The 26,160-nt window shown below is 42.1% G+C and carries 21 protein-coding genes, 2 tRNA genes and 1 pseudogene; 14 read left to right on the plus strand and 10 right to left on the minus strand.

Going from position 1 to position 26,160, the window contains the following annotated elements:
- Window positions 1-5 precede the first annotated feature (5 nt).
- On the plus strand, window positions 6-938 hold the full coding sequence (gene mtrH / locus MBUR_RS11580) for a tetrahydromethanopterin S-methyltransferase subunit H (protein ID WP_011500243.1): 933 nt from the start codon (window positions 6-8) through the stop codon (window positions 936-938).
- Between the two features lie 451 nt (window positions 939-1,389).
- On the opposite strand, the gene MBUR_RS11585 is transcribed toward mtrH, so the two are convergent.
- Window positions 1,390-2,322, minus strand: a complete 933-nt coding sequence (locus tag MBUR_RS11585; RefSeq protein ID WP_157196727.1) for a hypothetical protein — start codon at window positions 2,320-2,322, stop codon at window positions 1,390-1,392.
- Between MBUR_RS11585 and MBUR_RS11590 the strand changes: the two genes are divergently transcribed.
- Window positions 2,306-2,941 carry a hypothetical protein gene (locus MBUR_RS11590; protein ID WP_157196728.1) on the plus strand — a complete coding sequence of 212 codons (636 nt, stop codon included), beginning with the start codon at window positions 2,306-2,308 and terminating at the stop codon, window positions 2,939-2,941. The genes MBUR_RS11585 and MBUR_RS11590 overlap by 17 nt on opposite strands.
- A gap of 47 nt (window positions 2,942-2,988) precedes the next feature.
- Here MBUR_RS11590 and ilvD read toward each other — a convergent pair whose 3' ends face one another.
- Window positions 2,989-4,650 carry a dihydroxy-acid dehydratase gene (gene ilvD, locus MBUR_RS11595; protein ID WP_011500245.1) on the minus strand — a complete coding sequence of 554 codons (1,662 nt, stop codon included), beginning with the start codon at window positions 4,648-4,650 and terminating at the stop codon, window positions 2,989-2,991.
- Between the two features lie 117 nt (window positions 4,651-4,767).
- On the opposite strand from ilvD, the gene MBUR_RS11600 reads away from it, so the two are divergent.
- From MBUR_RS11600 to MBUR_RS13170, 3 genes and pseudogenes are all read left to right on the plus strand, one after another.
- A complete protein-coding gene (locus tag MBUR_RS11600) occupies window positions 4,768-6,468 on the plus strand; it encodes a radical SAM protein (RefSeq protein ID WP_011500246.1) in 1,701 nt (566 codons plus the stop codon).
- A 163-nt stretch (window positions 6,469-6,631) separates the two neighbouring features.
- On the plus strand, window positions 6,632-6,796 hold the full coding sequence (locus MBUR_RS13165) for a hypothetical protein (RefSeq protein ID WP_157196729.1): 165 nt from the start codon (window positions 6,632-6,634) through the stop codon (window positions 6,794-6,796).
- A gap of 63 nt (window positions 6,797-6,859) precedes the next feature.
- Window positions 6,860-7,693 (plus strand): annotated as a pseudogene (locus MBUR_RS13170) (RNA-guided endonuclease InsQ/TnpB family protein); the annotation flags it as partial.
- 37 nt (window positions 7,694-7,730) lie between these two features.
- Here MBUR_RS13170 and MBUR_RS11610 read toward each other — a convergent pair.
- The 3 genes from MBUR_RS11610 to MBUR_RS13605 all read right to left on the minus strand — a co-directional run bounded on the left by MBUR_RS11610 (window position 7,731) and on the right by MBUR_RS13605 (window position 10,434).
- Window positions 7,731-8,765: a lysylphosphatidylglycerol synthase transmembrane domain-containing protein gene (locus MBUR_RS11610; protein WP_011500247.1), complete on the minus strand. Its 1,035-nt coding sequence runs from the start codon at window positions 8,763-8,765 to the stop codon at window positions 7,731-7,733.
- A gap of 20 nt (window positions 8,766-8,785) precedes the next feature.
- On the minus strand, window positions 8,786-9,946 hold the full coding sequence (locus MBUR_RS11615; protein WP_048063676.1) for a sugar phosphate nucleotidyltransferase: 1,161 nt from the start codon (window positions 9,944-9,946) through the stop codon (window positions 8,786-8,788).
- Between the two features lie 80 nt (window positions 9,947-10,026).
- Window positions 10,027-10,434, minus strand: a complete 408-nt coding sequence (locus MBUR_RS13605; protein WP_332244259.1) for a transposase — start codon at window positions 10,432-10,434, stop codon at window positions 10,027-10,029.
- A 141-nt stretch (window positions 10,435-10,575) separates the two neighbouring features.
- On the opposite strand from MBUR_RS13605, the gene MBUR_RS11625 reads away from it, so the two are divergent.
- Window positions 10,576-11,994 (plus strand): IS66-like element ISMbu12 family transposase, encoded by a 1,419-nt coding sequence (locus tag MBUR_RS11625; protein ID WP_011500249.1) that lies wholly within the window; start codon window positions 10,576-10,578, stop codon window positions 11,992-11,994.
- A gap of 42 nt (window positions 11,995-12,036) precedes the next feature.
- Here MBUR_RS11625 and MBUR_RS11630 read toward each other — a convergent pair whose 3' ends face one another.
- The 4 genes from MBUR_RS11630 to MBUR_RS11645 form a co-directional block, all read right to left on the minus strand.
- Window positions 12,037-12,831, minus strand: coding sequence for a transposase (locus MBUR_RS11630; protein WP_011500250.1), 795 nt, complete (start codon window positions 12,829-12,831; stop codon window positions 12,037-12,039).
- Window positions 12,832-12,949: 118 nt separating this feature from the next.
- Window positions 12,950-13,330, minus strand: coding sequence for an OB-fold nucleic acid binding domain-containing protein (locus MBUR_RS11635; protein ID WP_011500251.1), 381 nt, complete (start codon window positions 13,328-13,330; stop codon window positions 12,950-12,952).
- Between the two features lie 9 nt (window positions 13,331-13,339).
- Window positions 13,340-13,798, minus strand: a complete 459-nt coding sequence (locus tag MBUR_RS11640) for an FKBP-type peptidyl-prolyl cis-trans isomerase (protein WP_011500252.1) — start codon at window positions 13,796-13,798, stop codon at window positions 13,340-13,342.
- Window positions 13,799-13,866: 68 nt separating this feature from the next.
- A complete protein-coding gene (locus MBUR_RS11645; protein ID WP_157196730.1) occupies window positions 13,867-14,328 on the minus strand; it encodes an FKBP-type peptidyl-prolyl cis-trans isomerase in 462 nt (153 codons plus the stop codon).
- A 545-nt stretch (window positions 14,329-14,873) separates the two neighbouring features.
- Here MBUR_RS11645 and MBUR_RS11650 point away from each other — a divergent pair.
- The 5 genes from MBUR_RS11650 (at window position 14,874) to MBUR_RS11675 (ending at window position 23,294) form a co-directional block, all read left to right on the plus strand.
- Window positions 14,874-15,548, plus strand: a complete 675-nt coding sequence (locus MBUR_RS11650; RefSeq protein ID WP_011500254.1) for a DUF2162 domain-containing protein — start codon at window positions 14,874-14,876, stop codon at window positions 15,546-15,548.
- A gap of 2 nt (window positions 15,549-15,550) precedes the next feature.
- Window positions 15,551-16,174 (plus strand): MotA/TolQ/ExbB proton channel family protein, encoded by a 624-nt coding sequence (locus tag MBUR_RS11655; protein ID WP_011500255.1) that lies wholly within the window; start codon window positions 15,551-15,553, stop codon window positions 16,172-16,174.
- Window positions 16,171-16,530 carry a DUF2149 domain-containing protein gene (locus tag MBUR_RS11660; protein ID WP_011500256.1) on the plus strand — a complete coding sequence of 120 codons (360 nt, stop codon included), beginning with the start codon at window positions 16,171-16,173 and terminating at the stop codon, window positions 16,528-16,530. Before MBUR_RS11655 ends, MBUR_RS11660 begins: the two co-directional genes overlap by 4 nt.
- A gap of 162 nt (window positions 16,531-16,692) precedes the next feature.
- Window positions 16,693-21,945 (plus strand): cobaltochelatase subunit CobN, encoded by a 5,253-nt coding sequence (locus MBUR_RS11665; RefSeq protein WP_011500257.1) that lies wholly within the window; start codon window positions 16,693-16,695, stop codon window positions 21,943-21,945.
- A gap of 188 nt (window positions 21,946-22,133) precedes the next feature.
- Complete coding sequence (locus MBUR_RS11675; protein ID WP_048063408.1) at window positions 22,134-23,294, plus strand: Coenzyme F420 hydrogenase/dehydrogenase, beta subunit C-terminal domain; 1,161 nt, start codon at window positions 22,134-22,136, stop codon at window positions 23,292-23,294.
- Between the two features lie 220 nt (window positions 23,295-23,514).
- Here MBUR_RS11675 and MBUR_RS11680 read toward each other — a convergent pair.
- Window positions 23,515-23,589, minus strand: a tRNA-Ala gene (locus MBUR_RS11680).
- Window positions 23,590-23,786: 197 nt separating this feature from the next.
- Here MBUR_RS11680 and MBUR_RS11685 point away from each other — a divergent pair.
- The 3 genes from MBUR_RS11685 (at window position 23,787) to MBUR_RS11695 (ending at window position 26,150) form a co-directional block, all read left to right on the plus strand.
- Window positions 23,787-23,860: transfer RNA gene (locus tag MBUR_RS11685), tRNA-Ile, on the plus strand.
- A gap of 542 nt (window positions 23,861-24,402) precedes the next feature.
- Window positions 24,403-24,753, plus strand: a complete 351-nt coding sequence (locus MBUR_RS11690; RefSeq protein WP_011500259.1) for a transcriptional regulator — start codon at window positions 24,403-24,405, stop codon at window positions 24,751-24,753.
- Window positions 24,754-24,917: 164 nt separating this feature from the next.
- Window positions 24,918-26,150 carry a 3-isopropylmalate dehydratase large subunit gene (locus MBUR_RS11695; protein WP_232222166.1) on the plus strand — a complete coding sequence of 411 codons (1,233 nt, stop codon included), beginning with the start codon at window positions 24,918-24,920 and terminating at the stop codon, window positions 26,148-26,150.
- The last annotated feature ends 10 nt before the right edge of the window (window positions 26,151-26,160 follow it).

Raw genomic sequence — 26,160 nt, forward strand, 5'->3', positions numbered from 1 at the left:
GTAGCATGTTTTGTTTCCAGAAGGAACAGAATGTCGTGAATATTGCCGGAGTGAAGATGGGCGGTCAACCCGGTGAGCTACCGACAGTCCTTGCAGGTACTATTTTCTACGAAGGGCATAAGATTGTAGAGGATGCGGATGTTGGGATATTTGACCGGTTCGCTGCTGAGGACCTTGTGAATGTGCAGGACCTGATATCGGATGAGACCGGTAATCCTTCGATAGTGCATATCTTTGCCAACACTGTCAAAAGTATGCAGGAATATATTGACTTTGTTTCATCTGTAACTGATTCTCCCTTCATAATAGATTCTCCGCAACCGGAGGTCAGAATGGCTTCTGCTGGGTATGTTACTGATATCGGTCTTGCTGACAAGACCATCTACAATTCCATCAATATGAGCATCACAGAAGCTGAATGCGAAGCCCTCCGACTTTCTGACATTGACAGTTCTATTGTTCTTGGTTTCAATGCAATGGATTCTTCCCTTGAGGGAAGGATGTCCCTTCTTGAGGATGGCGGCAAACTGCTTGACAAGGGATTGATCGAAGTGGCAGAAGACTGTGGTATCAGTAATATCCTTATTGATCCGAGCATTACTCCCATGGGCAATGGTGCAGGCATTGCACTTCGTATGACTATGGCAGCTAAAGAAAAATGGGGATTCCCGGTAGGTTCAGGTATTCATAATGCTCCTTCTTCATGGAGATGGCTCAAGGAAAAGAAGAAGCTTGATCCTCTCGTATATCGTATGTGTGATGTCGGAACAGTAACGATGCAGCAATTGGTAGGTGGCGATTTTGTACTTTATGGTCCTATCGAGAATGCCATGTACACTTTCCCAATGGCTGCAATGGCTGATATTATGATCGCGGAAGCTTCATCTGATATGGGGCGGTCGATAGCATCCAGTCATCCTCTTAACAGGTTGGTCTGATATATTCGGTCTTGGAAATGTTTATGTATTACTTCCATGCATATTTCTTTTAACTTCCAGGTTGGTCAGGCATGAAAGAACTTAAGATTAGTATATCTGATGAGTTATATGAGGGATTGTCCGATGTTGAGGATATGGATTCCTTTATAGCGGCAGTTCTTGAGAAAGAGCTGAAAAGGGCAGGGTGCGAAGCTTCGGTGTCGAAGAACATCTCTAATTATGCAGGGCTTGAAGATATTTTGGGTATTATGCCGACCCAGAAAGATGTGTCTGGACAGGTTGCATTATCTCCTGACGTTCTGAATGGATCAAGTGGCAATGGAATGTTTGTGTCCATTGAAAAAATAGTGTGTTTTCAGCTTTCGATCGCAGATCTGGTAAACCGCATAGGCGAACTCGAAGACCTGGAAAATCGTATTGATGGACTCGAAAATAAGATCCGTGATATGAATCATCTCGTTTTATCCCGTAAGGGTATGTCGAGTATCAATGAGTTAGGATCTGTTGAGGATTTGGACTGTATGAATTCTTTACCTGAACCCGCCGATTCTCCTTTAGTGTCTGATTCCGTCATTTCTCCTTCCTTACCTGATCCATTCGATTCTCCTTTAGTGTCTGATCCTGTCATTTCTCCTTCCTTACCTGATCCATTCGATTCTCCTTTAGTGTCTGATTCTGTCATTTCTCCTTCCTTACCTGATCCATTGGATTCTCCTTTAATTTCTGATTCCGTCATTTCTCCTTCCTTACCTGATCCATTCGATTCTCCTTTAGTGTCTGATCCTGTCATTTCTCCTTCCTTACCTGATCCATTGGATTCTCCTTTAATTTCTGATTCCGTCATTTCTCCTTCCTTACCTGATCCATTGGATTCTCCTTTAATTTCTGATTCCGTCATTTCTCCTTCCTTACCTGATCCATTGGATTCTCCTTTCGTGTCTGATCCTGTCATTTCTCCTTCCTTACCTGATTCCACCGATTCTCCTTTCATGTCCGATTCTGTCACTTCCCCTTCCTTACCTGATCCCTTGGATTCTCCTTTCGTGTCTGATCCTGTCATTTCTCCTTCCTTACCTGATTCCACTGATTCTCCTTTCATGTCTGATTCTGTCACTTCCCCTTCCTTACCTGATCCCTTGGATTCTCCTTTAATTTCTGATTCCGTCATTTCTCCTTCCTTACCTGATCCCTTGGATTCTCCTTTAATTTCTGATTCCGTCATTTCCCCTTCCTTACCTGATCCATTGGATTCTCCTTTAATTTCTGATTCCGTCATTTCCCCTTCCTTACCTGATTCCACTGATTCTCCTTTCATGTCTGATTCTGTCACTTCCCCTTCCTTACCTGATTCATTGGATTCTCCTTTCGTGTCTGATCCTGTCATTTCTCCTTCCTCACCTGATTCCACTGATTCTGTCGTGTCACCTTCTGTACCCAATTCAACAGTTCCAAACAATTCTGAAAGAAAACTTCCTTATGAAACCTTATCATTTCCTGAATTGAAAATACCGCCGGAATTACTACCTGATGAAGATGGCCTTTCTCTGAAAGAAAGGACGGCTGCACAGGATATTTCTTTCGACGCCTTCCTAAACAGATCTATACCATCTGCTTTTCCAGAGCCTACTTCCTTTGAGACTCTCGTTTCTCTCAGGCAGGACGTATTCAAGAATGATATGCGTGAAATGGACAGTTCAGCGAATGATCTGGAGCCTCAATTGGAAAACTTGCTGAAAAAATCTATACCTTCAATGGATAATTTCACACCTGCTCCCAATGATGCGGTTCCCGGGATCGACAAGTTGGAGTGTTCTATTCTTGCATACTTGCCATTTGGTTATGAAGTAAAAAAGAACGTAATCAAGAACCTTCTTCCAAATACATATGCAGATGACGATCTTGAGACTAAGATAGGTCAGCTTCTGGCTTCAGGGGAGGTGTCCAGTATTGTGAAAGATGGAATCGTCTTCCTTACAAGAACATTTGAAAAAGAGACAAAATAATAACATTGATCTTAATAAAATGGAAAGGTCAGCTGCATGGTGCAGCTTTACTCTCTGATAGCACCTTTGCTTGCTGAGGACACAATCTTTCGATAGCGTGAAAGGTATCCAGTAGCTTCCTTTTCTACTGGTTTGAACAATACCCTTCTTTTTTCAAGATCTTCTTCCGAAACTTTGAGCTCAAGTCTTCTTTCAGGCATATCAATCTCGATGATGTCGCCTTCCTGTATCAATCCAATAGGACCGCCCTCATAAGCTTCAGGGGATATATGTCCTATGCATGGACCTCTTGTACCGCCTGAGAACCTTCCATCCGTAATGAGTGCAACGGAATCGATAAGTCCCATTCCTGCTATGGCGGATGTAGGGGAGAGCATTTCACGCATTCCTGGTCCTCCTTTTGGTCCTTCATACCTGATGACCACAACGTCACCTGATTTGATATCTCCTTTAAGGATGGTCTCCATTGCCTCCTCTTCACTGTCGAAGACCCTTGCAGGCCCGGTGTGTCTGAGCATCTTTTCATGAACGGCAGACTGTTTGACCACAGATCCATCAGGGGCAAGGTTTCCTTTCAGGACCGCAATACCGCCTTCTTCGTGGAGTGGCTCTTCGATCGTCGTGATGACGCGTGCGTTTGTCTTTGGATTGACAATTACGAATTCGTCTATGTTCTCACCAACGGTCTTTCCTGTGATCGTTTTCTCGTCAAGATTGAGTTTTGTTACAAGTCTCTTCATTATCGCCTGAACTCCGCCAGCTCTTTCGAAATCAATCATGAAGTTCTCTCCACCCGGTCTTAGTCCTATTAGGTGAGGAGTTGTCTTGCTCAGTTCATTGAATTTCTCTAGAGGAAGTTCAAGTCCGAATTCGTGGGCAATAGCAGGTAGATGAAGTGTTGTGTTCGTACTTCCTCCAACTGCAAGGTCTACTCTGATCGCATTCTCGAATGACTTGTCAGTGACTATCTTGCGTGCTGTCAGTCCTTCACTGACCATTTCAACGATACGTTCTCCTGATTCCTTTGCCATACGCATCTTCTTTGCATCTACTGCATGTGCAGTAGCACAGCCCGGAAGACTAAGCCCAAGAGCTTCTGTCATGCATGCCATTGTGTTTGCAGTGAACATTCCTGCACATGAACCTGCACCACAGCAACAGAGGTCTTCAAGTTGTTTTAGTTTCTCAGATGAGACTGCACCACTCTGGCAGGAACCGACTCCTTCGAAAACGGATACGAGATCTGTGTACTTATCATCAACAAATCCGGGGAGCATTGGGCCACCTGTTACAACGATGGCCGGGATATCAACTCTTCCGGCAGCCATCAAGTGTCCGGGGGTGATCTTGTCACATGAAGTGACCATGACCATACCGTCCATCTGTTGTCCCTGTATCATTATTTCGATAGTATCTTCGATAGCTTCTCTGCTTGGAAGTGAGTACTTCATACCTTCATGTCCCATTGCAATACCATCACAGACTCCAATTGTATGGAACTCGAAAGGAACGCCGCCCGCATTACGAATACCGGCTTTCACAGCTTCTGCTACTTTGTCAAGGTGAATATGTCCCGGAATGAACTCTGTCCAGGAGTTCACAACAGCTATGAACGGTTTCTTCATTTCAGAATCCGTCACTCCTATAGCTTTCAAAAGCGATCGATTTGGCGCTCGTGCGTCTCCTTTCTTTGTATTGTCACTTCTCATATGGTAACCTCGTAAATTCAATGACCAACTATTCTACACGATTAAAGTATATGAATAATACTGTGGTACATTATATCAAAAGGTTCATTTATAAGCCATCCTTCCTTTTAGTATCCCATGAAAGCTGTGATAATAGATGGCTATGTGGATGAGCCGGCATGTTTCGGAGTCCCGCCCTATATTTCTCCTTATGTTCGTTACATAGCTGGAGCCCTGCGTGAAAAGGGCTTTTTAGAGCATGACATTAATTATTTTACCATCGACAGTCTCAGAAAAGCAACTTCTGAAGATGTCCATATTTTAAAAAAGGCAGATATTGTGGTCATATTGTCCGGTATGACAGTTCCCGGCAAATACCTTCGTTCCTCACCGATAACTCCTGGTGAGATCGAGAACCTCTGCACCCTTGCTTCAGGCATCAAGGTCATAGGTGGTCCCATTCGTCTTGGTTTCAGTAAAGAGGGTGGTAAGGGTGCAAAAGAACTTGGAACTGATGCCGAGGGAACTGTTCTCGCGAAAAGCGATATCGAAGCTTTTGTCTATGACCTTTTTGAAAATGGCAAGCTCTGTGATCCTGAAGATATTTTCCACAGGAGGAGGACCGTGCATGAGATTGGCAGATGGGCTAAGCTCGGTGCTTTCATAATAGCTCAACATCCCGATTATCCTCACGTTATGTGTGAAATGGAAACCTATCGCGGATGTGGTCGCAAGGTGCACTGTTCTTTCTGCACTGAACGATTCTACGGTCATTCCGATTACCGTCCTGTGGCAGATGTGATCGCTGAAGTGTCTTCACTTTATGATCTTGGTGCAAGGAACTTCCGTATTGGGAGGCAGCCGGACCTATTAAGTTATCATGCAAAGGATATAGGTGCTGATGTTCTTCAGCCGAGCCCGGAAATTCTGGAAAGCCTTTACAGTGGTATCCGAAAGGTCGCACCTGAACTGAAAGTTCTGCACATGGATAACACGAACCCTGCAACGATGGTGGCCTATCCGGAACAGAGTTTTGAGATATTGAAGACCATCGTGAAATATCATACCTCTGGCGACATAGCAGCACTGGGCATAGAAACTGCGGACCCTGCCGTTGTTAGTGCAAATGATCTAAAAGTACATCCGGATGATGTGTTGGATGTAATTAAGATGATAAACGATGTTGGTTCGGCAAGGGGTAGCAGTGGTTTGCCGGAATTGCTTCCGGGATTGAACTTTGTTCATGGTCTGCCTGGGGAGACCAGGAAGACATTCGAGCTGAACTATGATCTTCTTAAGGATATACTGGATTCCGGGCTTCTTGTAAGAAGGATAAATATTCGTCAGGTCATGGCATTTCCGGGAACAAAAGTGTATGGGAACGATGACCTTGTTTACAAGCACAAAAAACTGTTTCTTAAATACAAAGAAAAGATACGAAAGGATATCGACCTGCCGATGCTAAGGAAGATCGTGCCGATCGGAACTGTGCTCAGGGATGTAATGTGCGAGATCCATGATGAAAGATCAAAGCACGATCTGACATTTGGCAGACAGTTAGGTTCATATCCTCTGCTTGTAGGATTTCCTCTCAATCTTCCTCTGGGTGCATTCATCGATGCTGCTATTGTGGGACATGGGCAGCGTTCTGTAAAAGCGATACCTTTTCCACTGGATGTAAATTCCACTCCTTTGCAGGTGATCAGGGAAATTCCCGGGCTAAATGCTATGGATGTATCTAAGATCATAAGTGGTGTGCCTTATGCGAATATGGATGAACTTGTTCAAAAGGTAGCTCTACCGGAAAATATACTTGAATACCTATCTGTGAATCCCTGAATCCTCATTCGGGGATGTCCTTTTATCTTCTTCTAAGCAAGAAGACCACCGGTTTCAATCTCGCATTAAATCGAAGATTTAATGGGAGTTTCATTTCATCGAAAACGTCCAGATCAATCTGGATGTCTTGCAGTGTAACTGCAAGATGAATCAGGTGGATGAATTGCGTACACTTTTACGGTTTCTCGCGGACAGACGAAATGCGTATGACAGATGCAATCAGGGATTAACTACGTTTGACCAGACCAACCAGGTCAAGTATATCGAGTGCAAGACCGAAGTATTCTCACAGATCAAGCAGGATGTACTGAGAAGACTTGGCAAGTAATTCGATGCTTTTTTCAGACGGTGCAAATCAGGTGAAACACCAGGTTATCCGAGATTCAAGGGGAAGGACAGGTATAACAGTTTCACATATCCCCAATCTGGTTTCAAGATCGAAGATGACAAACTGAAACTTTCCAAGATCGGAAAGATCAAAATCAAACAGCACCGAGAGATAGAAGGTAAGATCAAGACATGTTCCATCAAACGTGAAACCGATCAGTGGTATGCAGTGTTCTCTGTCGATATGGGTGCAAATCCCAAAAAGGTCAATCCGAATACATCCATAGGTATTGATGTTGGGCTTAACTCCTGTGTCACGCTGAGCAATGGGGAACAGTTCGATTCTCCTACATATTTCCGCAAGTCTGAGAGATCCCTCGCAGTCCAGCAAAAAAGACTGAGCAAGAAGAAGAAAGGTTCAGTGAATCGGCTCAATCAAAAAATTAAAGTTGTTAAAATCCATAGAAAGGTACGTAACCAGAGACTTGATTTTAACCATACGTTGAGCAGGGCCCTTGTCAACAGGTTTGACCGGATACTGTTCGAGGATTTGAGTATCAAAAACATGGTTAAAAATCATCATCTCGCGAAATCAATATATGATGTTGCATGGGGTCAACTGATCCAGATGGCAAAAAGCAAAGCGGAAGAGGCTGGCAAGTATGTCGAATTGGTTAACCCATACAACACATCACAAAAATGCAGCAGCTGTGGAAACATCGTCAAAAAAAGTTTAGCTGTCAGGGTTCACAGATGTCAAGAGTGTGGACTTGAGCTTGACAGAGACGTTAATGCTGCAATCAATATTCTCGATCTATGCACCGTAGGGACTACGGATAGAGCCTGTGGAGTCACGGACGTTGGTCTGGGCTTTGAAGCAGGAAGCCACCCATTTTAATGGGTGGTAGTTCACCAGTGTTCATTTCCTTATATGTTCATTTCTTGATGGATTCGTTGATGATATCTGCATCTTTGAGTACCTTAATGCTGATAAATCCTCCAACAACGATATTCATATAATAGGTGAGTGCTCTCCATGTGAGCACTGTTATACCTATCAGCGAGGGGGTCGCTATAACAATGGAAAAGAGCGAGCTGGCACCAAATTCAGCAATACCGCTTGCTCCGGGGGTTGCAGGTATTATCATAAGACATGTAAGAAGTATCTGTGCCATGAATGAAAGCAATATCTCCGGAGGCTGTCCAAGTCCTGCAAGTATCACTGGCAGTATGGAGTAAAGTGTTCCTCTGTAAATGATAGTGCATATAATTCCATAATAAACCCCTTTCCTCCCCTTTTTGGTGAAATACCTGATTCCATATTGGAAATTATCTATCTCTATATCGATCTTTTCCAGAACGTTCGCAAGAGCTTCATCTGTCTTCCTGCCATGGAAGCGCTTTGTCTTGTTCACAAAAAAATGAATGGTAGACTTTGTTTTGTTTGGTTTCAATATTGAATAGATCAGTATTCCCAGGATAATAAAAATGAATAGTTCCCCTGCTATCAATAGCATATCGAAGTTCTCTTTGGGGAAAAACCCCCTTAGGATGTAAAGGGCAAATGGTGCGATAAGAAGGATGAGAAATGCATCAGTCAACCTTTCTCCCACTACGACAGCTGTGGCCTTTCCAATAGGGATCTCGTTTTTGGAAAGCAGATGTATCCTCAATGCTTCTCCACCGGCAGAAGAGGGGGTAACAGCCGCTACAAGAAGGCTGGATATTGCGATCTCAGTAGTTTTCAAGGTCTTTATGTCATGTCCAAGTGACTGACACATGAATTTCGTTCGTAATCCCCATACCACGTATGAGAACAACTGAAGGGCTATTGCAGCAACAATAGCCTCTTTCTTAATGTTCCGGATCGCATCAATGGTCGTGGTATCTACTGTGAATACCAACAGAAGTACTATCGATATAAAGCTAATAACAAGCGAAACAGAGAGCCACTTGAAGATCCGATTCATGGTTTTGGTAACTTCGATGTTTAGTCGAATTCTGGATTTATTATGGTCTCCTTGATCCTTGAACCTGCTTTGATGTTCACTTCAGGCCATATTTTCACATCAGAGTGGATCGTCGCATCATCACGTATTATAACACGTGGTCCTATGACAGTTCCGTTCTCAAGGTTACAATTTTGTCCGACAATGGTGTGGTTGTCGATTATGGATCCGGATGCATTTGTGTTGCTTCCAATGGTCACATCGTTGAATATGTATGAAGATAATATCCTGCAATTGTCCTTGATGACACAATTGGATCCTATCGCAGTGTAAGGTCCGATAAGCACGTTGTCTCCGATGGTAGTGTTATTACCTATCACCATAGGCCCCACAAGTGCGGAATTCGTACCGACGATAACGTTGTTCCCTATCTTCAGAGGTCCCTGTATTCGTGCGTCCTTCGTATTGAAATTACCTTCAATGGATGTTCCCGGGAGGGATTCAAGCATCCATCTCTGTGCCTGCCTGTATGCTGTGGAACTTCCCACATCGGTCCAGTGGCCACGCACCAGCATTCCATTGATCTTCTTTCCTTTGCTCATCAATGCAGGGAACAGGTCCTTTGCAAAATCATATTTTTCATCTTTGGGTATCCAGTCGAATATTTCCGGGGAACACATGTAGATACCTGTACTGGCAAGATTACTGAATATCTCTCCTGGACCGGGTTTCTCTAAAAAGCGGTGTATCCTGTTATTGACATCCATGTCTGCAATACCAAATTCACGGGGGTCATCGATGGACATAAGTCCGATGGTTATCATGGCATCGTTCATTTCATGCTGGCGATATATGCTGCGCAGACTAAGGTCCATTACGTGGTCTCCGCCCACTATCATGAACGGTTCATCTTTTAGGAATTCTTCCGCATTTTTCACTCCACCTGCAGTACCGAGCCTCTTTTCTTCATATACATATTCGATATACACTCCGTACATACGGCCGTCACCAAGGCACTCTTCTATCTTTTCTGCCATATATCCAATCGTAATGACGATCTCAGTGAATCCCTCTTTTGCAAGGTGTTCTACCAGATGCACAACGGATGGTTTGTTCAGAATAGGTATGCTTGGCTTTGGTCTTTCAAAAGTTAAAGGGCGAAGTCGTGTGCCTTCCCCGCCACACATGATACACGCTTTCATGTCTTCCAATATGTTGTTTTTCTTTATTACTGTTGCCATAGTCAACTACCCCTCCCTGACTGAAGGGGCTTGATTGTCATTTATGCAATCGTCTGGGCGGTTGACAAACTCCCCTGAGACTCCAAGATATACCTGAAATCTCTTGTTTTATGTTCTATGTTCATTGCACCAATGAGATCTGCATTGTTTTGGTATCCGCAGATTTCACATTCAAAGCTCAATCTGTTACGATTGTTTTTGGAAATGTGGTTGCAACGAATACATGTCTGAGAAGTATAAGCAGGGTCGATATAGTGGGTGAGTATTCCTGCTTCTCTTGCTTTATATTCAATGAAAGTTTGCAGTTGTCGATAAGCCCAACTACTGTGAGTGTGCTTTCTCTTTTTATGGACTTTTTTGAGAGTAGCATCACGGATACCTGTTAAGTCTTCTAAACCAATTACAGATACATTATTTTCAAGTGCGAACTTAACAATTTCTGTAACTATTCAGCCACCTTTGCGTGCTAAAATCCCCCCACCTCAATCTATTTCATCTTCTGACATGGATTTTTACGAAAAAAGCAAGTAGTAGCATTCTATTTAAGTTCACACCCAAAAAATCAATTGGTTTTGCCAAACAGGAGGTGAATGAACACGAAACGCAAAGAAATCCTAGCAGTTTATGAACAAGGTCCCGAAGCAGTTGTCACTCTTGTCACTACATTGTACGACATCATTGCTGAACAACAAAAGATCATAGAACTACAAGCTGCCAGAATAACCGAACTCGAAGAACGAGTTAAAAAGTTGGAAGAGCAACTCAAAAAAAACAGCCGAAACAGCAGTAAACCACCTTCAACTGATGTTTTTATTAATGAGAAACCAAAAACAAAAAGCAGACGAAAAAAGAGTGGAAAGAAACCAGGTGGTCAGAAAGACCATCCTGGAACTACTCTCAGAATGGTAGATGTTCCTGACGAAGTTATAATTCACAAAGTACACAAATGTAGCAATTGTGAAAGATCGCTTGAAGATATAGAAGTTAAAGATCATGAAAAAAGGCAAGTATTTGACATACCTCCCATTAAACTTCAAGTAACAGAACATCGTGCTGAAATCAAGTCCTGTCCTCACTGCGGTTGCAAGAACAAAGCTACTTTTTCAGAAAAGGTTAAACAACCCACGCAATATGGCTTACGTCTTGCATCATTAGCAGTCTACTTACATGATTATCAATTACTTCCTTATGATCGCAGCTGTGAATTGCTAGCTGATGTTTGTGGATGTGAAATAAGTCCCGCTACTTTGGCTAGGGCAGAGAAGACATGTTTTGAAAAACTTGAAGATTTCGAACAGCAGATCAAGAACTTCTTAATAGAATCTCCTGTGATAAATTGTGATGAAACTGGTATGAGGATAGAAGGAAAACGACAGTGGTTACATGTTGCTTCTACAAACAAAATGACATGTTATTATCCTCATCAAAAAAGAGGCTCTGACGCAATGAATGCGATGGGAATCTTACCAAATTTTAATGGTACAGTAGTTCATGATTTCTGGAAATCATATTACAAATATGATTGTGATCATTCGATCTGTAATGCTCATCTATTGCGAGAATTAACAAGTGTAAGCGAGAACGATGATCAATTGTGGTCAAAAGCTATGAATATTCTACTTATTGATGTCAAAAAGTCAGTTGACCAGATCCGAGAAATGTCTGGTTGTATGAAACCAGAGAGAATTAAAGAGTTTGAAGATTGGTACGGCCAGATAATTCATATTGGGATAGAAGAAAATCCTCAACTTCAAGCCAAATCAAAAAATGATATTCTCAGATTTATGCATGATCTAAAAGTTCCATTTGAGAATAATCTTGCAGAAAGGGATGTGAGAATGATGAAAGTACAGCAGAAGATATCAGGTACATTCCGAAGTATGCAAGGAGCATTAATTTTCTCGCGGGTAAGAAGTTACATTTCTACTGTTAAGAAGAATCAAGTTCCTGTGATGGATGCAATTCGAAATGCAATTGCTGGAATGCCATTTATTCCAACAATTGTTTGAGCTTCTAATTTTTTTGTGTAAAGGTTGGTAATACAGGATTGACTATAGGTAGGCTGAATAGTTACCAATTTCTTTTGATATTTTGTGGTTTATATCTCGCATAAGACGTTTTTCTTTACCGGAAATGTATTTGAGTATACGCTTTGCCGATAAAGTTCCCTTCGATTGTAAACGAGTCCGCATTGATTTGTAATGGTTGCGAAGGTTCTTGATTTTACCACCTGCAAAGAATTTGCATTTTTTATCGGTGGTTGATGCAACAGCAAGATAATTAATTCCAACATCAACACCCATAAAAGTAGATGCTTCTATTATGCTTTTGTCTGGAATTTCTTTTTCAATGGAAAGGTGGATAAAATAATTTCCGTCATTATGTTTTACAATTTTGGAAGCTTGATATTTCCAAGAACCATCAAAATATTGCTTTGCGTGGTTGTAATTCAGAATAGTATAAGCTTTCCTGCTACTGTTGAAGGTTGTTATTTTTACAGTATTTTCATCAATGGTGAAGTCTCGTTTATACGAAAGTGTCATTGATGTGGGACTAAATTCTACTTGTTGCCAATGAGATTTTTTAGTCTTTATTTGTTCTTTCAATGTTTTATAACAACCTGCAACCTGACGTGGAATGTTACAGCTCATTTGGGACTTTAAACCTAAGTTTTCTCGAAGATGAGGATAAACTAATTTTTGGAGTTTCATGGCTCCCATTGTTTTACCATTTTCGAAAAGAACCTTGGAAACGTGATTCATCCCTTCTGAATATTTTTGCATAGTTTCAACTAACTCGGTATCAGGGGTTTCAATTTTCAAGATAACGGTTTTAGTTAAGAACATACAATGATGTATTCACACGTTTTGTATAAATAACGTTTGTGTGAAAAAGAGACGTATTCCTCTCCACCTTACGGAAGGAGACTCCTACTCAAAAGGTTGAACAAAATGCCTGTAAGTTTCAGAGCTTTTCAACATCCTTCTTGTCCTTAACAATGATCTCAAGTTCACCTTCGTACTCGTCAAGGACCCCTGCAATATGTGCCATATCATTGACTGCCAGTTCCTTGCCTATCTCTTTGGCACCTTTATTGTTCGGAACGAATACAGTGATCATCTCACCTTCGTGTTCGATCTCCAGGATAAGATGGTCTCCGGAATAGGTCATTCTCTTATTGAGGACAGCTCCTTCAACAAAGACTTTTTCTCCGAGGGTGGTTGAATCTGACAATGGTTCAATATTGCCGCCCAACTCTCCGGGCATATATATAAAATAAGCTACTGCCAGCGATAGTATAGCCATTGCCAGCAGAATAGCAATTATTTTCTCTTCTTTTTCCATAGGTACTGTTCATTCCTTGCCAATGGATACCAGCGTGATCTTGAAGGTAAGTGTCTCTCCGGCAAGGTGGTGGTTGTAGTCAACATATGCGTTGGTCTCATCTATTCTTACAATAGTGACCTGACCATACTGGGTGAAGAGTGGCATGCCTACCTCTGGCTCGATGCCCATTTCTTTAAGCTGGGTTCTTGGGACCGGCTGAACAAGTTCCTCATCGTATTCTCCATAGGCTTCTGCTGCTGGGATGGTGACTGTCTTTTCTTCACCGACCGTCATGCCGACAACGCCTGCATCGAACCCGGGGATCATCTGGCCTGCGCCGACCGTGAACTCAAGGGGTTCGTATCCTCTTGCAGGATTGTGCTGCCCTGCTTCCTTTGCGACATCTTCAAGAGATGTATCAAAGATAGTTCCGTCTTCAAGCTGACCGATGTAGTTGACCGATATTAGATCTCCTTCTTGTACCATATTATCTTCCTGACTTTCTTTAATTGTAAACTCGAAATTATTTTCTCTTCTTTTTCTATATGTAATGTTCAGTCCTGGCCAATGGAAACAAGTGTGATCTGGAAGGTAAGTGTCTCTCCGGCAAGGGGGTAGTTGTTGTCAACATATGCGTTGGTCTCATCCATTCTAACAATGGGGACTTGTTGGCCGGAAATAGTATTAAGTAGCATGCCGACTTCTGGCTCAATATCCTTTTCTTTAAGTTGGCTTATTGGGACCGGTTGGACACGTTCTTCATCATATTCTCCGTAGGCTTCTGCAGCTGGGATGACCACTGTCTTTTCTTCACCGACTGTCATGCCGACAACACCTGCATCGAAACCTGCGATCAACCGGCTGGCACCGACCGTGAATTCAAGGGGTTCGTATCCTCTTGCAGGATTGTACTGTCCTGCTTCCTTTGCGACATCTTCAAAGGATGTATCAAAGATCGTTCCGTCGTCAAGCTGGCCTATATAGTTGACCGATATTAGATCTCCTTCTTGTACCATGGTATTTTCCTGATCTCCGTTGCTTGCACACCCGCTCACAAGGAGCATGCCTGTAAGTATTAGGAGTAATAGTGCTTTTCTCATTGGAATCAATAGTCCTAATCTTATTATGTGTGATAAGCGTTTTGATTACTACAATTATCTTAAAAACGATCTCATATGACATCTTCGCAGTTGTGGGCGTATGTCTATGAGCTTGCTGAGAACGCTGTAACTGGATATTTTTCTCAGATAACTTTCTTTAATCTTTTCTCTTTTCTTTTTTTTAAAAAACTTCTAATCAATTGTGCAATCGTTATCATTTTGGATTATATATGTATCAAATTCATGGTGTGTATATACTCAGTTTTAGTTACATATATAATCTAAATACACGTCTTTATATGTCATAACAAGTTTACTTGTTACAATTCAGATAGTTTGTATTAAATTATGCATATAATTTCAAAATTTAGATCTTAATTATAAGCAAAAAGGGTGGTATATGTGGTCATAAATAAATACATTTCAGCATTTAGCTCGCCATGCTCAATGGGTGTTACTAAATGAACATGGTAATTCTCACAGTCATAGGTATCCTAATGGCTATCTTACTCTTTGGAGTGAAAACCGGGATTGGTTGTGGCTTCTCTAACCGTAGTCTGAAAAGCATTCTTCTATTGGCTTCCAGTTATCTTATTTTGTCCATTGTTCTGGGCAGTCTGATTGGATATGTGGACCAGTCGAACCTTGATGTTATTGCGAGCATGGGTATGTCTCTCCACGTCCTTGTTGCATTGTTACTTATTGGGGCAGGCATCTATACCCAAAAACAATGGAATTGTGGCTGTGATGTTTCCCATAGGACATTCCTTGTGATCTCCCTGCCCTGTCCTGTCTGCCTGACAGCATTGTTCATATCCTGTATGCTGCTGGCATCGTACATCGATATGAGTGGTACTCTGATAGGGTTGCTTGTGGGTGTAGTTTTTTTTATTTCTGTCGTTTCAACATCACTGCTTTGCAAGAAACTTGGCAAGACCCCCGAAACGCTCGGTAACATCATGATGATCCTTGGTATCTACTATCTAATGGGTGCCATTATTGTTCCTGCTTACATCAAAACGAAACAGATGAACATCCCTCAATATACTGCACCGCCTATTGATATTCTTCCCTTTGTGGTCTTCGCGGTCTTCATTGCCGGGGGATTTGTTCTGAATAATATACGGAGTAATTAAAAATGGCTATTGATTCATTTTTGTTTCAGCTGATGTACACTGCATCAGCCGCGTTGTTATATCCAGTGGTCATACTGCTGCTTTTAGCAGTCGCAGCATCTCTTGGATTGATTGGTGAGTTCATTTCGGAATATGCAAAACGTCACCGCAATGTACGGGAACTTGAAAAAGTTGGTCGAAGCGTGCAGGAAAGCGTGAAAGCTTCTTCGCTTGACAATGCAGCAGAAAAATTGCATAGTCTTGATCAGAACCAATTGGTAACCTCATTTGCAAAAGATGCTGGTGAATATCTGAAACAGAACTCAATTTCCTCTATTGACTGGCTTTCAGAAGAGTATGAGGTAAGGATGACAAAGCGTCTGGAGCAGACCAAGATACTATCTACGGTTGCTCCAATGCTCGGTCTGATGGGTACTCTAATTCCACTGGGTCCTGCGCTCATTGGTCTTGCACAGGGTGATATCCTACAGCTTGCTAACAACCTGATGATCGCTTTTGCAACAACAGTTCTCGGACTGTTCGCAGGTGTCGTAGGGTATGTCCTGACACTTATCAGAAAACGGTGGTACTGGCAGGATATGGCAGATATCGATTATCTTATGGATTCCATGGGGAGTGACCAATGAGGAGAAAACGCTATCATAGGCCCGGCATCCTCTATGAGGAAGATGACCAGAACCCTCTGACAGGTGTTGCGAATCTATTCGATATCGCCATGGTGTTCTCAGTAGCACTTATGATAGCTCTTGTCATGTCTTTCCAGCTTCCCGAACTTCTAAGTCCTACGGCGGATATAACCATTGTTAAAAATCCGGGTCAGCCTGATATGAAGATCATTGTCAAGGAAGGTCAGAATATAGAAGTACTGAATATGACCGATCAGATAGGCGGTGGTACCGGTGAGGCTCTTGGTACTGCCTATCAGTTGGCTGATGGAAGGGTCGTCTATGTTCCGGACTCAGGAAATGACACCGGATCCTGATCCTTTATTGGCTCTTTATGATGTGAAATATAATTTGAACATTATTAGAAAAAATTGAATTAAGAAGTGAATTGAATGTGGAATTATTAGTAGTTTGAAACATCCCGATAAGCTGCCAAGCAAATTTCCGGGATGCTTCAGGCACATTATCGGGTGGATAATATGCAGAATATAAAACATCAATTATTACTATTAAGTGTTTTGATTTTACTGGCGATTTCGCCAGTGGTATCGGCAGACGAGAACAAAGTGAACATTGCGTATATTGCCTATTCTCCAAGTTCAGCTTTGGAAATGGCTAGTCAGAGCCATGAACACAGTGATGAGATCGGGTATATTTACATACCCGCTTACAACACAACTTCCTGGGGACCAAGCGATGAATTGCTTAATGCTGCTCAAAATGGTATTCTGGACCAACAGGATGCGATCCTTTGTGACATGTTCTCTTCTGGTCTCTTCATCCCAATGAATGATACATTGTCAGCAGTGCATGATAATGGTATTTCATTACTTGATATTCGCTCAACCGGTACTCCTGAATACTTTGATTACGTTTCAAATGGTTCTATTGACGATACCATTTGCAACTACTATAACAATATGGGTACAGATGAAAATGGTGTTGAAAATGCTGAAAAGTTATTGAGTCACATCTCAATAGAATATGGCAACCAGCATGATATTACAGACGAATGGATGGTCCTGATCACCTATATCGCCTATTCTCCAAGTACTGCTCTTGATCTTGGAAGCCAGAGCAATCTCCACCATGACGATATTATGTACACATATATCCCTGCTTACAATACGACTTCCTGGGGTCCTAGTGATGAATTGCTGGAAGCTTCACAGAATGGTCAGCTTGCTCGTCAGGATCTCCTTTTCTGTGACATGTTCTCTTCTGGTCTCTTTGATCCAATGAATGATACATTCTCAGCTTTGCATGATAATGGAGCTTCGTTACTTGATATTCGTTCAACCGGTACTCCTGAATACTTTGATTATGCTTCAAATGGGTCCATTGACGATATTATCTGCAACTACTATAACAACTTAGGAACAGATCAAGTCGGTGTAAAGAATGCGGAAGATATGTTGCTCTATCTTGCAGATGAATATGGCAATAAGCCAGATGTGACCGACAATTGGGTTTCAATTAAAGTCTCGTATATTGCTTATTCTCCAAGTATGGCCCTCGCAAATGCAAGTCAAAGCAATCCGTATGCTGAATTCATAGAATACAATTACATTCCTGCTTACAACACGACAACATGGGGTCCAAGCGATGAGCTTTTAGGATCTATATCCAGTGGTGTACTTGCAGAACAAAATGTCATTTTCTGTGATATGTTCTCTTCTGGTCTCTTTATTCCATTGAACGATACTTTTGCAGATATGCATGATAATGGTACTTCTTTACTTGATATTCGCTCAACAGACACTCCTGAATACTTTGATTATGTCTCCAACGGTTCGATCAATGATACGATCTGTAACTATTACAACAATATGGGCGTAAGCACATCAGCCGAATTAAGAAACGCTGAAAGCCTGCTTGTCTATATTGCAAAAGAGTATGGTGGGGAGACTGCTTTGACTGCTGGGTGGGATTATGCAAATGTTTCATCAAGTGGTCTTCCTGCAGTAGGAATTTACCATCCCGACTATGGCTACAAGTATTTTGAAACAACAGCTGAATATCTTGAATGGTATCAGCAGGAAAGCTCTGAAAGAAGGGTGTACGATCCTTCAAGACCTACTATCGGGATGTGGTTCCACCGGAATGACGTTCAGAATGGCCAGACCGGTGTGGTCGATGCTTTGATAGAAGACATTGAATCCAAGGACTGTAACGTTATAGTTGGTTTTGATACATTCGATGATATCGTTCAGTACTATTGTGACGAAAACGAGGAACCACTTGTACAGTCTGTTATTTCTCTCAAGAGCTTTAGACTTAATTACCTTGATCCTTTAAAAGGCGAGGAAGAACTGAAAAAGCTCAATGTTCCTGTTCTAAGGGGAATAGTAGCAGAAATATCTGATTCTACCAATGTTGCAGATTCCAATAGTGGTATTCCCAATGCTCAGATGGTGCGAAAGACGATATCACCAAATCTTGATGGTATCTTTGAATACATTCTGGTCGGGCAGTCAATATACGATGCTGAATCCATGAGTAGTGAATATGTACCGATCGATGGACAGGTCGATTGGATAAGTAACAGATCTATCAAATGGGCAGAGTTGAAACTTGCTGAGAACGAAGATAAAAAAGTAGCTGTTATCTACTACAACTATCCTTCAGGAAAGGATAACATCGGGGCAAGCTATCTCGATACCATCACAAGCATGAGGCTTTTGCTGGATGAAATGGATGATGCAAATTATACTGTTTCTGATCTTCCTGCTAACAACAGCGAACTTCTTGAAAGGATATGGGCACAGGGTATAAACGCTGGTTCCTGGGCACCTGGTGTTCTTGATGAGATGGTGGAGAACCGCACCGAATGGGGACTTCAGCTTATTCCGATGGAAACGTATAAGCAATGGTTCGAAGAAGAACTTCCTGAAGACCTAAGAAATTCCGTCATTGAAGAATGGGGTGAGCCATGGGCAGAAGAGCTTCCTGAGAACAAGTCTGTGATGATATGGGAAAATGAAACGGGTCAGTATTTGGTCATTCCTGCTGTACAGTATGGAAATGTATTGTTAATGCCACAGCCAGCCCGTGGTTTCATGCAGAATGACGATACGCTGTATCATAGTAGTGTTGTTCCTCCGACCCATCAATACATCGGTTTCTACCTATGGTTGAACAATGACTGGCAACCAGATGCTATCATACATTTCGGAACCCATGGAACACATGAATGGCTTCCTGGAAAGTCTTATGGTCTTGACAGAAAGACCGAATGGGCACCATTGTTGCTTCAGGACCTTCCGAACATCTATCCTTACATAGTTGCAAATGTCGGAGAAGGTCTGACCGCTGAATACCGTGGTAATGCACTTATCGTAGACCACATGACCCCTACACTTGAGCGTTCGGGAAGTTATGGTAAGATCGAAGAGTTGTCTCGTTTGACACAGATCTACTATGGACCTGAGATGAGTCCCGAGACAAAGGCTGCTTATCAGGCACAGATAGTTTACGAGATCGGAGAAACACACATCGATTCTGACCTCGGGCTTAATATAACCGATCTGGCAAGCTACAATGAGTCCGAGTTCAGTAGTTTTGTTAAAAATGTGCTGCATGAGTATATTGAAGAGATCGAGGGTGAGAATATCCCTTATGGTATGCATATCTTCGGTGAAACGCCTGCTACGAACACTACCGGTTATCTTCATGATGAATTGTCTCTGATGGTCAGATCGATGCTCAAGAGTGGATTTGAGGGGTCAGTTCTGTCAGCATTCTATCCTGAAGATGATTATCCTCTGGGGGTTCCTTTCAATGACACACGTGTAGATCAGATGCTCTGGGAAGTTGTAACCAATGGTACTGATGTGAATGAGTCCCAGATGATGTTCTATGGCAAGACCAATGAGTCTGTAACTGTGGATCTCGTGAAAGGTCTCGTTTATAGGGATCGGCTTGTAGATTCTTCAATGGAAATGGACCGGCTTTTATCTGCACTCAATGCAGGTTTCATTCCGGCAGGTCCGGGCACTGATCCTGTGATGAATCCCGAGTCTGTGCCTACTGGCAGGAACTTCTATGGTGTGAATCCTGAGCTTTATCCTTCTAAGGCTACATGGTTAGTTGGCAAACAAATGGCGATTGATCTGATAGATGCAACTTATGACAGCGAAAATGGTACGTATCCAGATACGATTGCATTCTCAAGGTTCGGTGTGGAGTTCATACGTGATCATGGTACTCTCGAAGCTGCAATAATGTACACACTTGGTGTCAGGCCGGTGTGGGATGAAGATAATGGATATGTGATCGGTGTCGAAGAAATACCTGAAGAGGAGTTGCTTCCAAACTATGATCCTTCAGTTCCCGGGAGACCTCGTATCGATATCGTTTATCTTACTGCCGGAATGCGTGATGCTTTCCCGAGCAAGGTGCAGATGATAGATGATTCGATAAGACTTGCCAATAGTATCGAACCGGTGAATTATCCAAACTATGTACGTGAACATTCAGATGCAAACTATGAGCAGTACTATGAAGAGCTGTCTAAGACAATGGATGAGGAAACTGCATCCAATCTTGCAAGGAAGTTGTCCACTATGCGCTGTTATGCGGTGCGTGATGGAACTTATGAGATCGGAACTGGAAATGCAATGGGTGCAAGTGGTTCCTGGGAGTCAGATGAAGAGATCGTAAATATCTATCTTGAAAAGATGGGATTCCTTTATGGTAGTGAACTTTGGGGATATGAGTTCAGTCAGTCCCTTATAGCCAATCTCATGAATGTAGATGCTTCAGTTCATTCTGTAAACTCCAATCTATATAATTCCATAGACAATGATGATTTCTTCCAATATTTTGGAGCATTGAATCTGGCGATAAGGAATCTTTCTGGAGATAACCCTGATTCTTATGTTGTGGATGGTAGTGACCCTGAGATGACTGAGCTCTCTACTCTGAAAGAATACTTTATGAAAGATTTACGTACCACTGCTTTTAACCCGAAATGGATCGAAGGTATGAAGGGGTCAGGTTATGCAGGTGGCAGGATGTTTGCAGAAATTATTGATAATGTATGGCTTGCGGAAGTTTCGGATCCAGAACTGGTTGATGATTCTACCTGGGAAATGCTTCACAATACATATGTCAATGATGAGATGAGGGAATGGTTCAATGAGAATAATCCGGGTGCTTATCAGTCCATTACAGGAAGGATGCTTGAGGCTGCAAGAAAGGATTACTGGGATGCTCCTCAGGAGGTCATTGACCATCTTGTCAAGGAATATGTTGAATCCGTCGTTGAAAATGGTGTGACCTGCTGCCATCACACGTGTGGCAACATTCCTCTTGATGACTATGTTGTGAATCAGGCACTTGCTTCAGGGGCTGTTAGTATGAGCACTTTAGATGATTATCAGCGTATCTTGGAGGATGCGACACAACGAGAGGTTCCAAAGCAGGAAGTTTCCAGCACTGCTGTTAGAAGTAATGGTGGCAGTTCTTCAGGAAAAGCGGTTGTCTCTGAAAGTGCGAACCAGAATTCAAGTTCAACAGGTGGCTATGACGTTGATCTTGAGAGTGATCCTTCTCCTGTAAAAGCTGCTGATTCTCCTGACAATTATGTGGAAGGTTATGAGATGACCTCTGAATCGATTTCTGAAACCGAAGTGGAAAGTTCTCCTTTCTCAACATCTGATATTGTGGGGACCTTGATCCTTCTAGTATCTGTCGGGATGATCTATGTGGGGTTCATGAGAAAGAAATAATATGTGTAAAAAAGGTTTCATTCCCCTGCATTTTTTAATGTGGGGGCTAATTTTATTTTTTGTAAATGGGTTTTTTAGTTCTCTTAATTTCCATCATTATCAACAATTAAAATTAACATTCATTAAAGTTAGCTTTAATACGAATGATTTATTAGTTCTATCATTCACATCCTTTTGGAATGATAACAATGTTCATTGATCCCATCTGTAAAGTTCATATGTCTGAAAAGAGTGACTTTGTCACTGAATATGGTGGCAAAACATACTATTTCTGTTCTGGTAAGTGCAAGAGCAAGTTCGACAGGCTTGAAAAAAGCGTTATACGCCTTAAGCGCAATATCGGTGATCGTGAGAAAATATCTTTTGGCAGGTTGAACAAGGAGATAATCAAGACTGGAATATGCACTTTGTGTGGTGCATGTGTTGCTTCCTGTGAATATGTCACTTTTGTGGACAACAAGCCAAAACTTGTGGGCAAATGCACTGCCTGTGGGGTTTGTTATAATCAATGTCCTAGAACCATTACCAAGGAAGAGGACCTCATTGGAAAGATAAGGTACGCTTATGCTGCAAGGTCCGCGATCCCCGGGGTAAAAGGGCAGGATGGTGGCGTTGTAACTTCAATGCTTGCATATGCACTTGATGAAGGGTTGCTTGATTGTGCGGTCGTTACGAAACGATCTAAGGATGAACCCTGGAAGGCTGAGCCTGTGATAGTTAGAACCTCTGCTGAAGTGCTTGAGTCTGCTGGCAGCATCTATACCCATAGTATGACACTGGAACCTTTGATGAGCGCCATAAAGCAGGGGATGGGGAGCATTGGATTTGTTGGTCCAAGTTGCAATATAGATGCAGTACACAAGATGCAGACAAGTTCTTATGGTTTTCTTCATCTTTTCTTAAGGGCAAGGGTGCTTAAGTTCGGTCTGTTCTGTATGGACAGCTTTGAACATGACGGGATTAAGGAATTCGTTGAGTCAAAGGGTATGGACCTTAATGATATCCACTCTATGAAGATCCGAAAAGGTCTTTTTGAGCTTGGTACTTCTGAAGGTATGAAGAGCTATGATCTTTCAGAATTAGATCAGTACCGATGCAGTTCATGCAAATACTGTACGGACATGGTTTCAGAGAATACTGATATTTCATTTGGTGGCGTGGGAACCCCGGTTGGTTGGACAACAGTGCTTATAAGGTCCTCTGTCGGGTATGAAATATTTAATGAAGCGGTAGATAGTGGTTATCTGGAAGCCCGTCCTCTGGAAAAAGCTGAAATGGATCGAACGATCAACCTTGCAAAGATGAAAAAGGTACAGATGTACACGTTGAACCGTAGGCAACAGGGATAATGGTTCACAGATCCTTTTATCTGAAAGTAAACGTCAAGACCGGCCGATAAAATATGTTCTGTCTATGGGTGCGTATGTCTCGGTAAGTATCTCCTCAGGCGTCACTTCCCTTGGATCGTTCAGAACCTTCTGGTGGAAATATGGGAAAATTAGCACACTTGACAATCTAGCAAATAAAATGCAAAAAAATAATTTCAAGATATGTATCTCTAAAAAAGGTTGGTGGACCGGTCGGGAATTGAACCCGAGGCCTCTACCATGCCAAGGTAGCGATCTTCCCCTGATCTACCGGCCCACAATTGAATTATTGAATTAGATAATTAGTGACATAGTTACAATAATGTCAGATAAACCTATCGCTTTCTGCTGAAACTCTCCTCCTCATCTCCATTTATTTTTTCGGGGAGAGGCGGATCCAAAGCGAAATCTTAATGTAATAGAATGAGTATTGTGTAGCTCGTACGATGAACAGCATCGTGCAAGATACGCATTGGGCCCGTAGCTTAGCTAGGTGGAGCGCACGGCTGATAACCGTGAGGCCATGAGTTCGAATCTCATCGGGCCCACTATTCTTGTTCTTATTAATAGTTTTCAAAAAAAAGCTTTTGCTTTTTGTTTTCTTTTCTAAACCCCAAGTTTGACAGTTCTATTTTTTAGTCTTTTAGAATTGGACAATTGTTATTAAGTTAAATATTTATGTTAATTAATGTTATGTAAAAACTATAATTTGTGATATATTCTTATTTTAGTTACAGATTAGGCAAATATTGATAGAAAATAAGCAAAATGCCACATAAATTAACATTAATTTTTATAAACTGTCAAATTCGGGCTAAACCAATATTCTGAGAAATATCGCTGTGATCTCTGTTGGTGAAAAACCATGATTATTTCGCTCAAATGGAAGTTATGCGGGTGGTATATGGGTATCAGAGGCGTGATTTTATTGGAATTTATCATTTTATTTATATTCGGCCGAAAGTCTATGCAGATGTTTATCTTGTAACTATTATATTAAAAATACCATAAATCTTATAAACTACTAAGATAATATGTTCTTTATAAAATATGCGTTATAATGGTGGACATGGATAACGGAGAGTCGTATATGGATGACAAAGAACATGAAATGGTGATGCTTCTTCAGAAGCTTAATGTATCAAAACCGGTTGCAAAAGCACTTGCTTGTTTACTTAGTACTGAACGGATAACTTCTCGTGAGGTCGAGATGATGTCTCGTCTGAGGCAGCCGGAAGTCAGCATCGCTATGAACTATCTCAAAGAGAACAATTGGGTCGATGTCGAAGAAATAAAGAAGGAACAGGGCAAAGGAAGGCCAATAAAGGTTTATTCGCTCATTGTTCCAATGAACGAGATCATTGAGACCATTGAATCTAAAGTATTGGCTGAAAACAAAATTCTCTTGGAGAATATTGAAAAGCTTAAGAGCTTATCTTAATCTACTTTTCTTTCTTTCTGGCCTTTTGCACCTTTCTTTTTTACCGTTGAAATCATCTTTTTTTAGATATATTTCGATCAGTGGACGGATATAAATATTTACATGTTCATTGTACTGTAATATATACTAAGCAAGAGACACAAGGAGTTAATCTTTTGAGTACCATCAGTGAAAAAATATTCAGCAAAGCAAGTGGAAAGGATGTAAAAGCCAATGAGTTCGTCATGGCAAAAGTAGACTATGCAATGGCTCACGATGGCACAAGTGTGCTTGCAGTACGTTCTTTCAAGAACATGGGGCTTGAAAATGTGTGGGATCCAAAGCGCATTGTTATTCCTTTTGATCATTTAACTCCTGCAAACACGGAAACTACTGCGGATTTACATCATGATATCCGTGAATGGATCGGGGGGCAGGGCATACCGAACTTCTTCGATGTTGGTGAAGGTATCTGCCATCAGGTCCTTCCTGAGAACGGCTTTGCAATGCCGGGAAAGCTCGTTGTTGGTGCTGATTCCCATTCATGCACCTATGGCGCTTTCGGTGCGTTTGGTACGGGTGTCGGTGCAACTGACATGTCCGAGATATTTGCATCCGGTGAACTCTGGTTCAGGGTGCCTGAGACCATTAAAGTAACTGCTTCCGGAAAACTGAAGAAGGATGTTCTTGCCAAGGACGTAACACTCAAAGTGATCGGTACGGTTGGTGCATCCGGAGCTACTTACAAAGCTGCTGAATTCTATGGTGATACAATAACCGATCTGTCAATATCCGGCAGGATGACCTTATCAAATATGGCTATTGAGATGGGTGCTAAAGCAGGCATCGTTCCGCCTGACCAAAAGACCTTCGATTTCCTTGAAGGCAGGGCTGTGGAAGGTTATGAGCCAGTTTATGCAGATGAGGATGCTGAATACTGTGCAGAATATGACATTGATGGTGCGAACCTTGAGCCACAGATTGCACTTCCGCATCAGGTGGACAATGTGTGTGATGTATCGGAGATCGAGGGTAAAAAGGTGGACCAGGTGTTCATCGGAACCTGTACCAATGGACGACTGGAAGATCTTGAAGTGGCCGCTGAGATCCTCAAAGGTGAGCAGGTCGCTGTAAGGACCATTGTAATTCCGGCATCCCGTTCAATAATGCTTGAAGCTGTCCGAAATGGTACAGCAGAAACACTTCTCGATGCTGGTGTCACACTGGGCTCTCCTGGATGTGGTCCATGTCTTGGCGGACATATGGGGGTTATCGGTGAAGGTGAGGTATGTATCTCGACAGCAAACCGTAATTTCAGAGGCAGGATGGGCAAAGGCGGTTTCATCTATCTTTCATCTCCTGCTACAGCAGCGGCATCAGCGATCACAGGTGAAATAACCGACCCAAGAACTGTATGAATTTCAAAGT

Source organism: Methanococcoides burtonii DSM 6242 (genome assembly GCF_000013725.1).
GTDB classification, from domain to species: Archaea; Halobacteriota; Methanosarcinia; order Methanosarcinales; family Methanosarcinaceae; genus Methanococcoides; species Methanococcoides burtonii.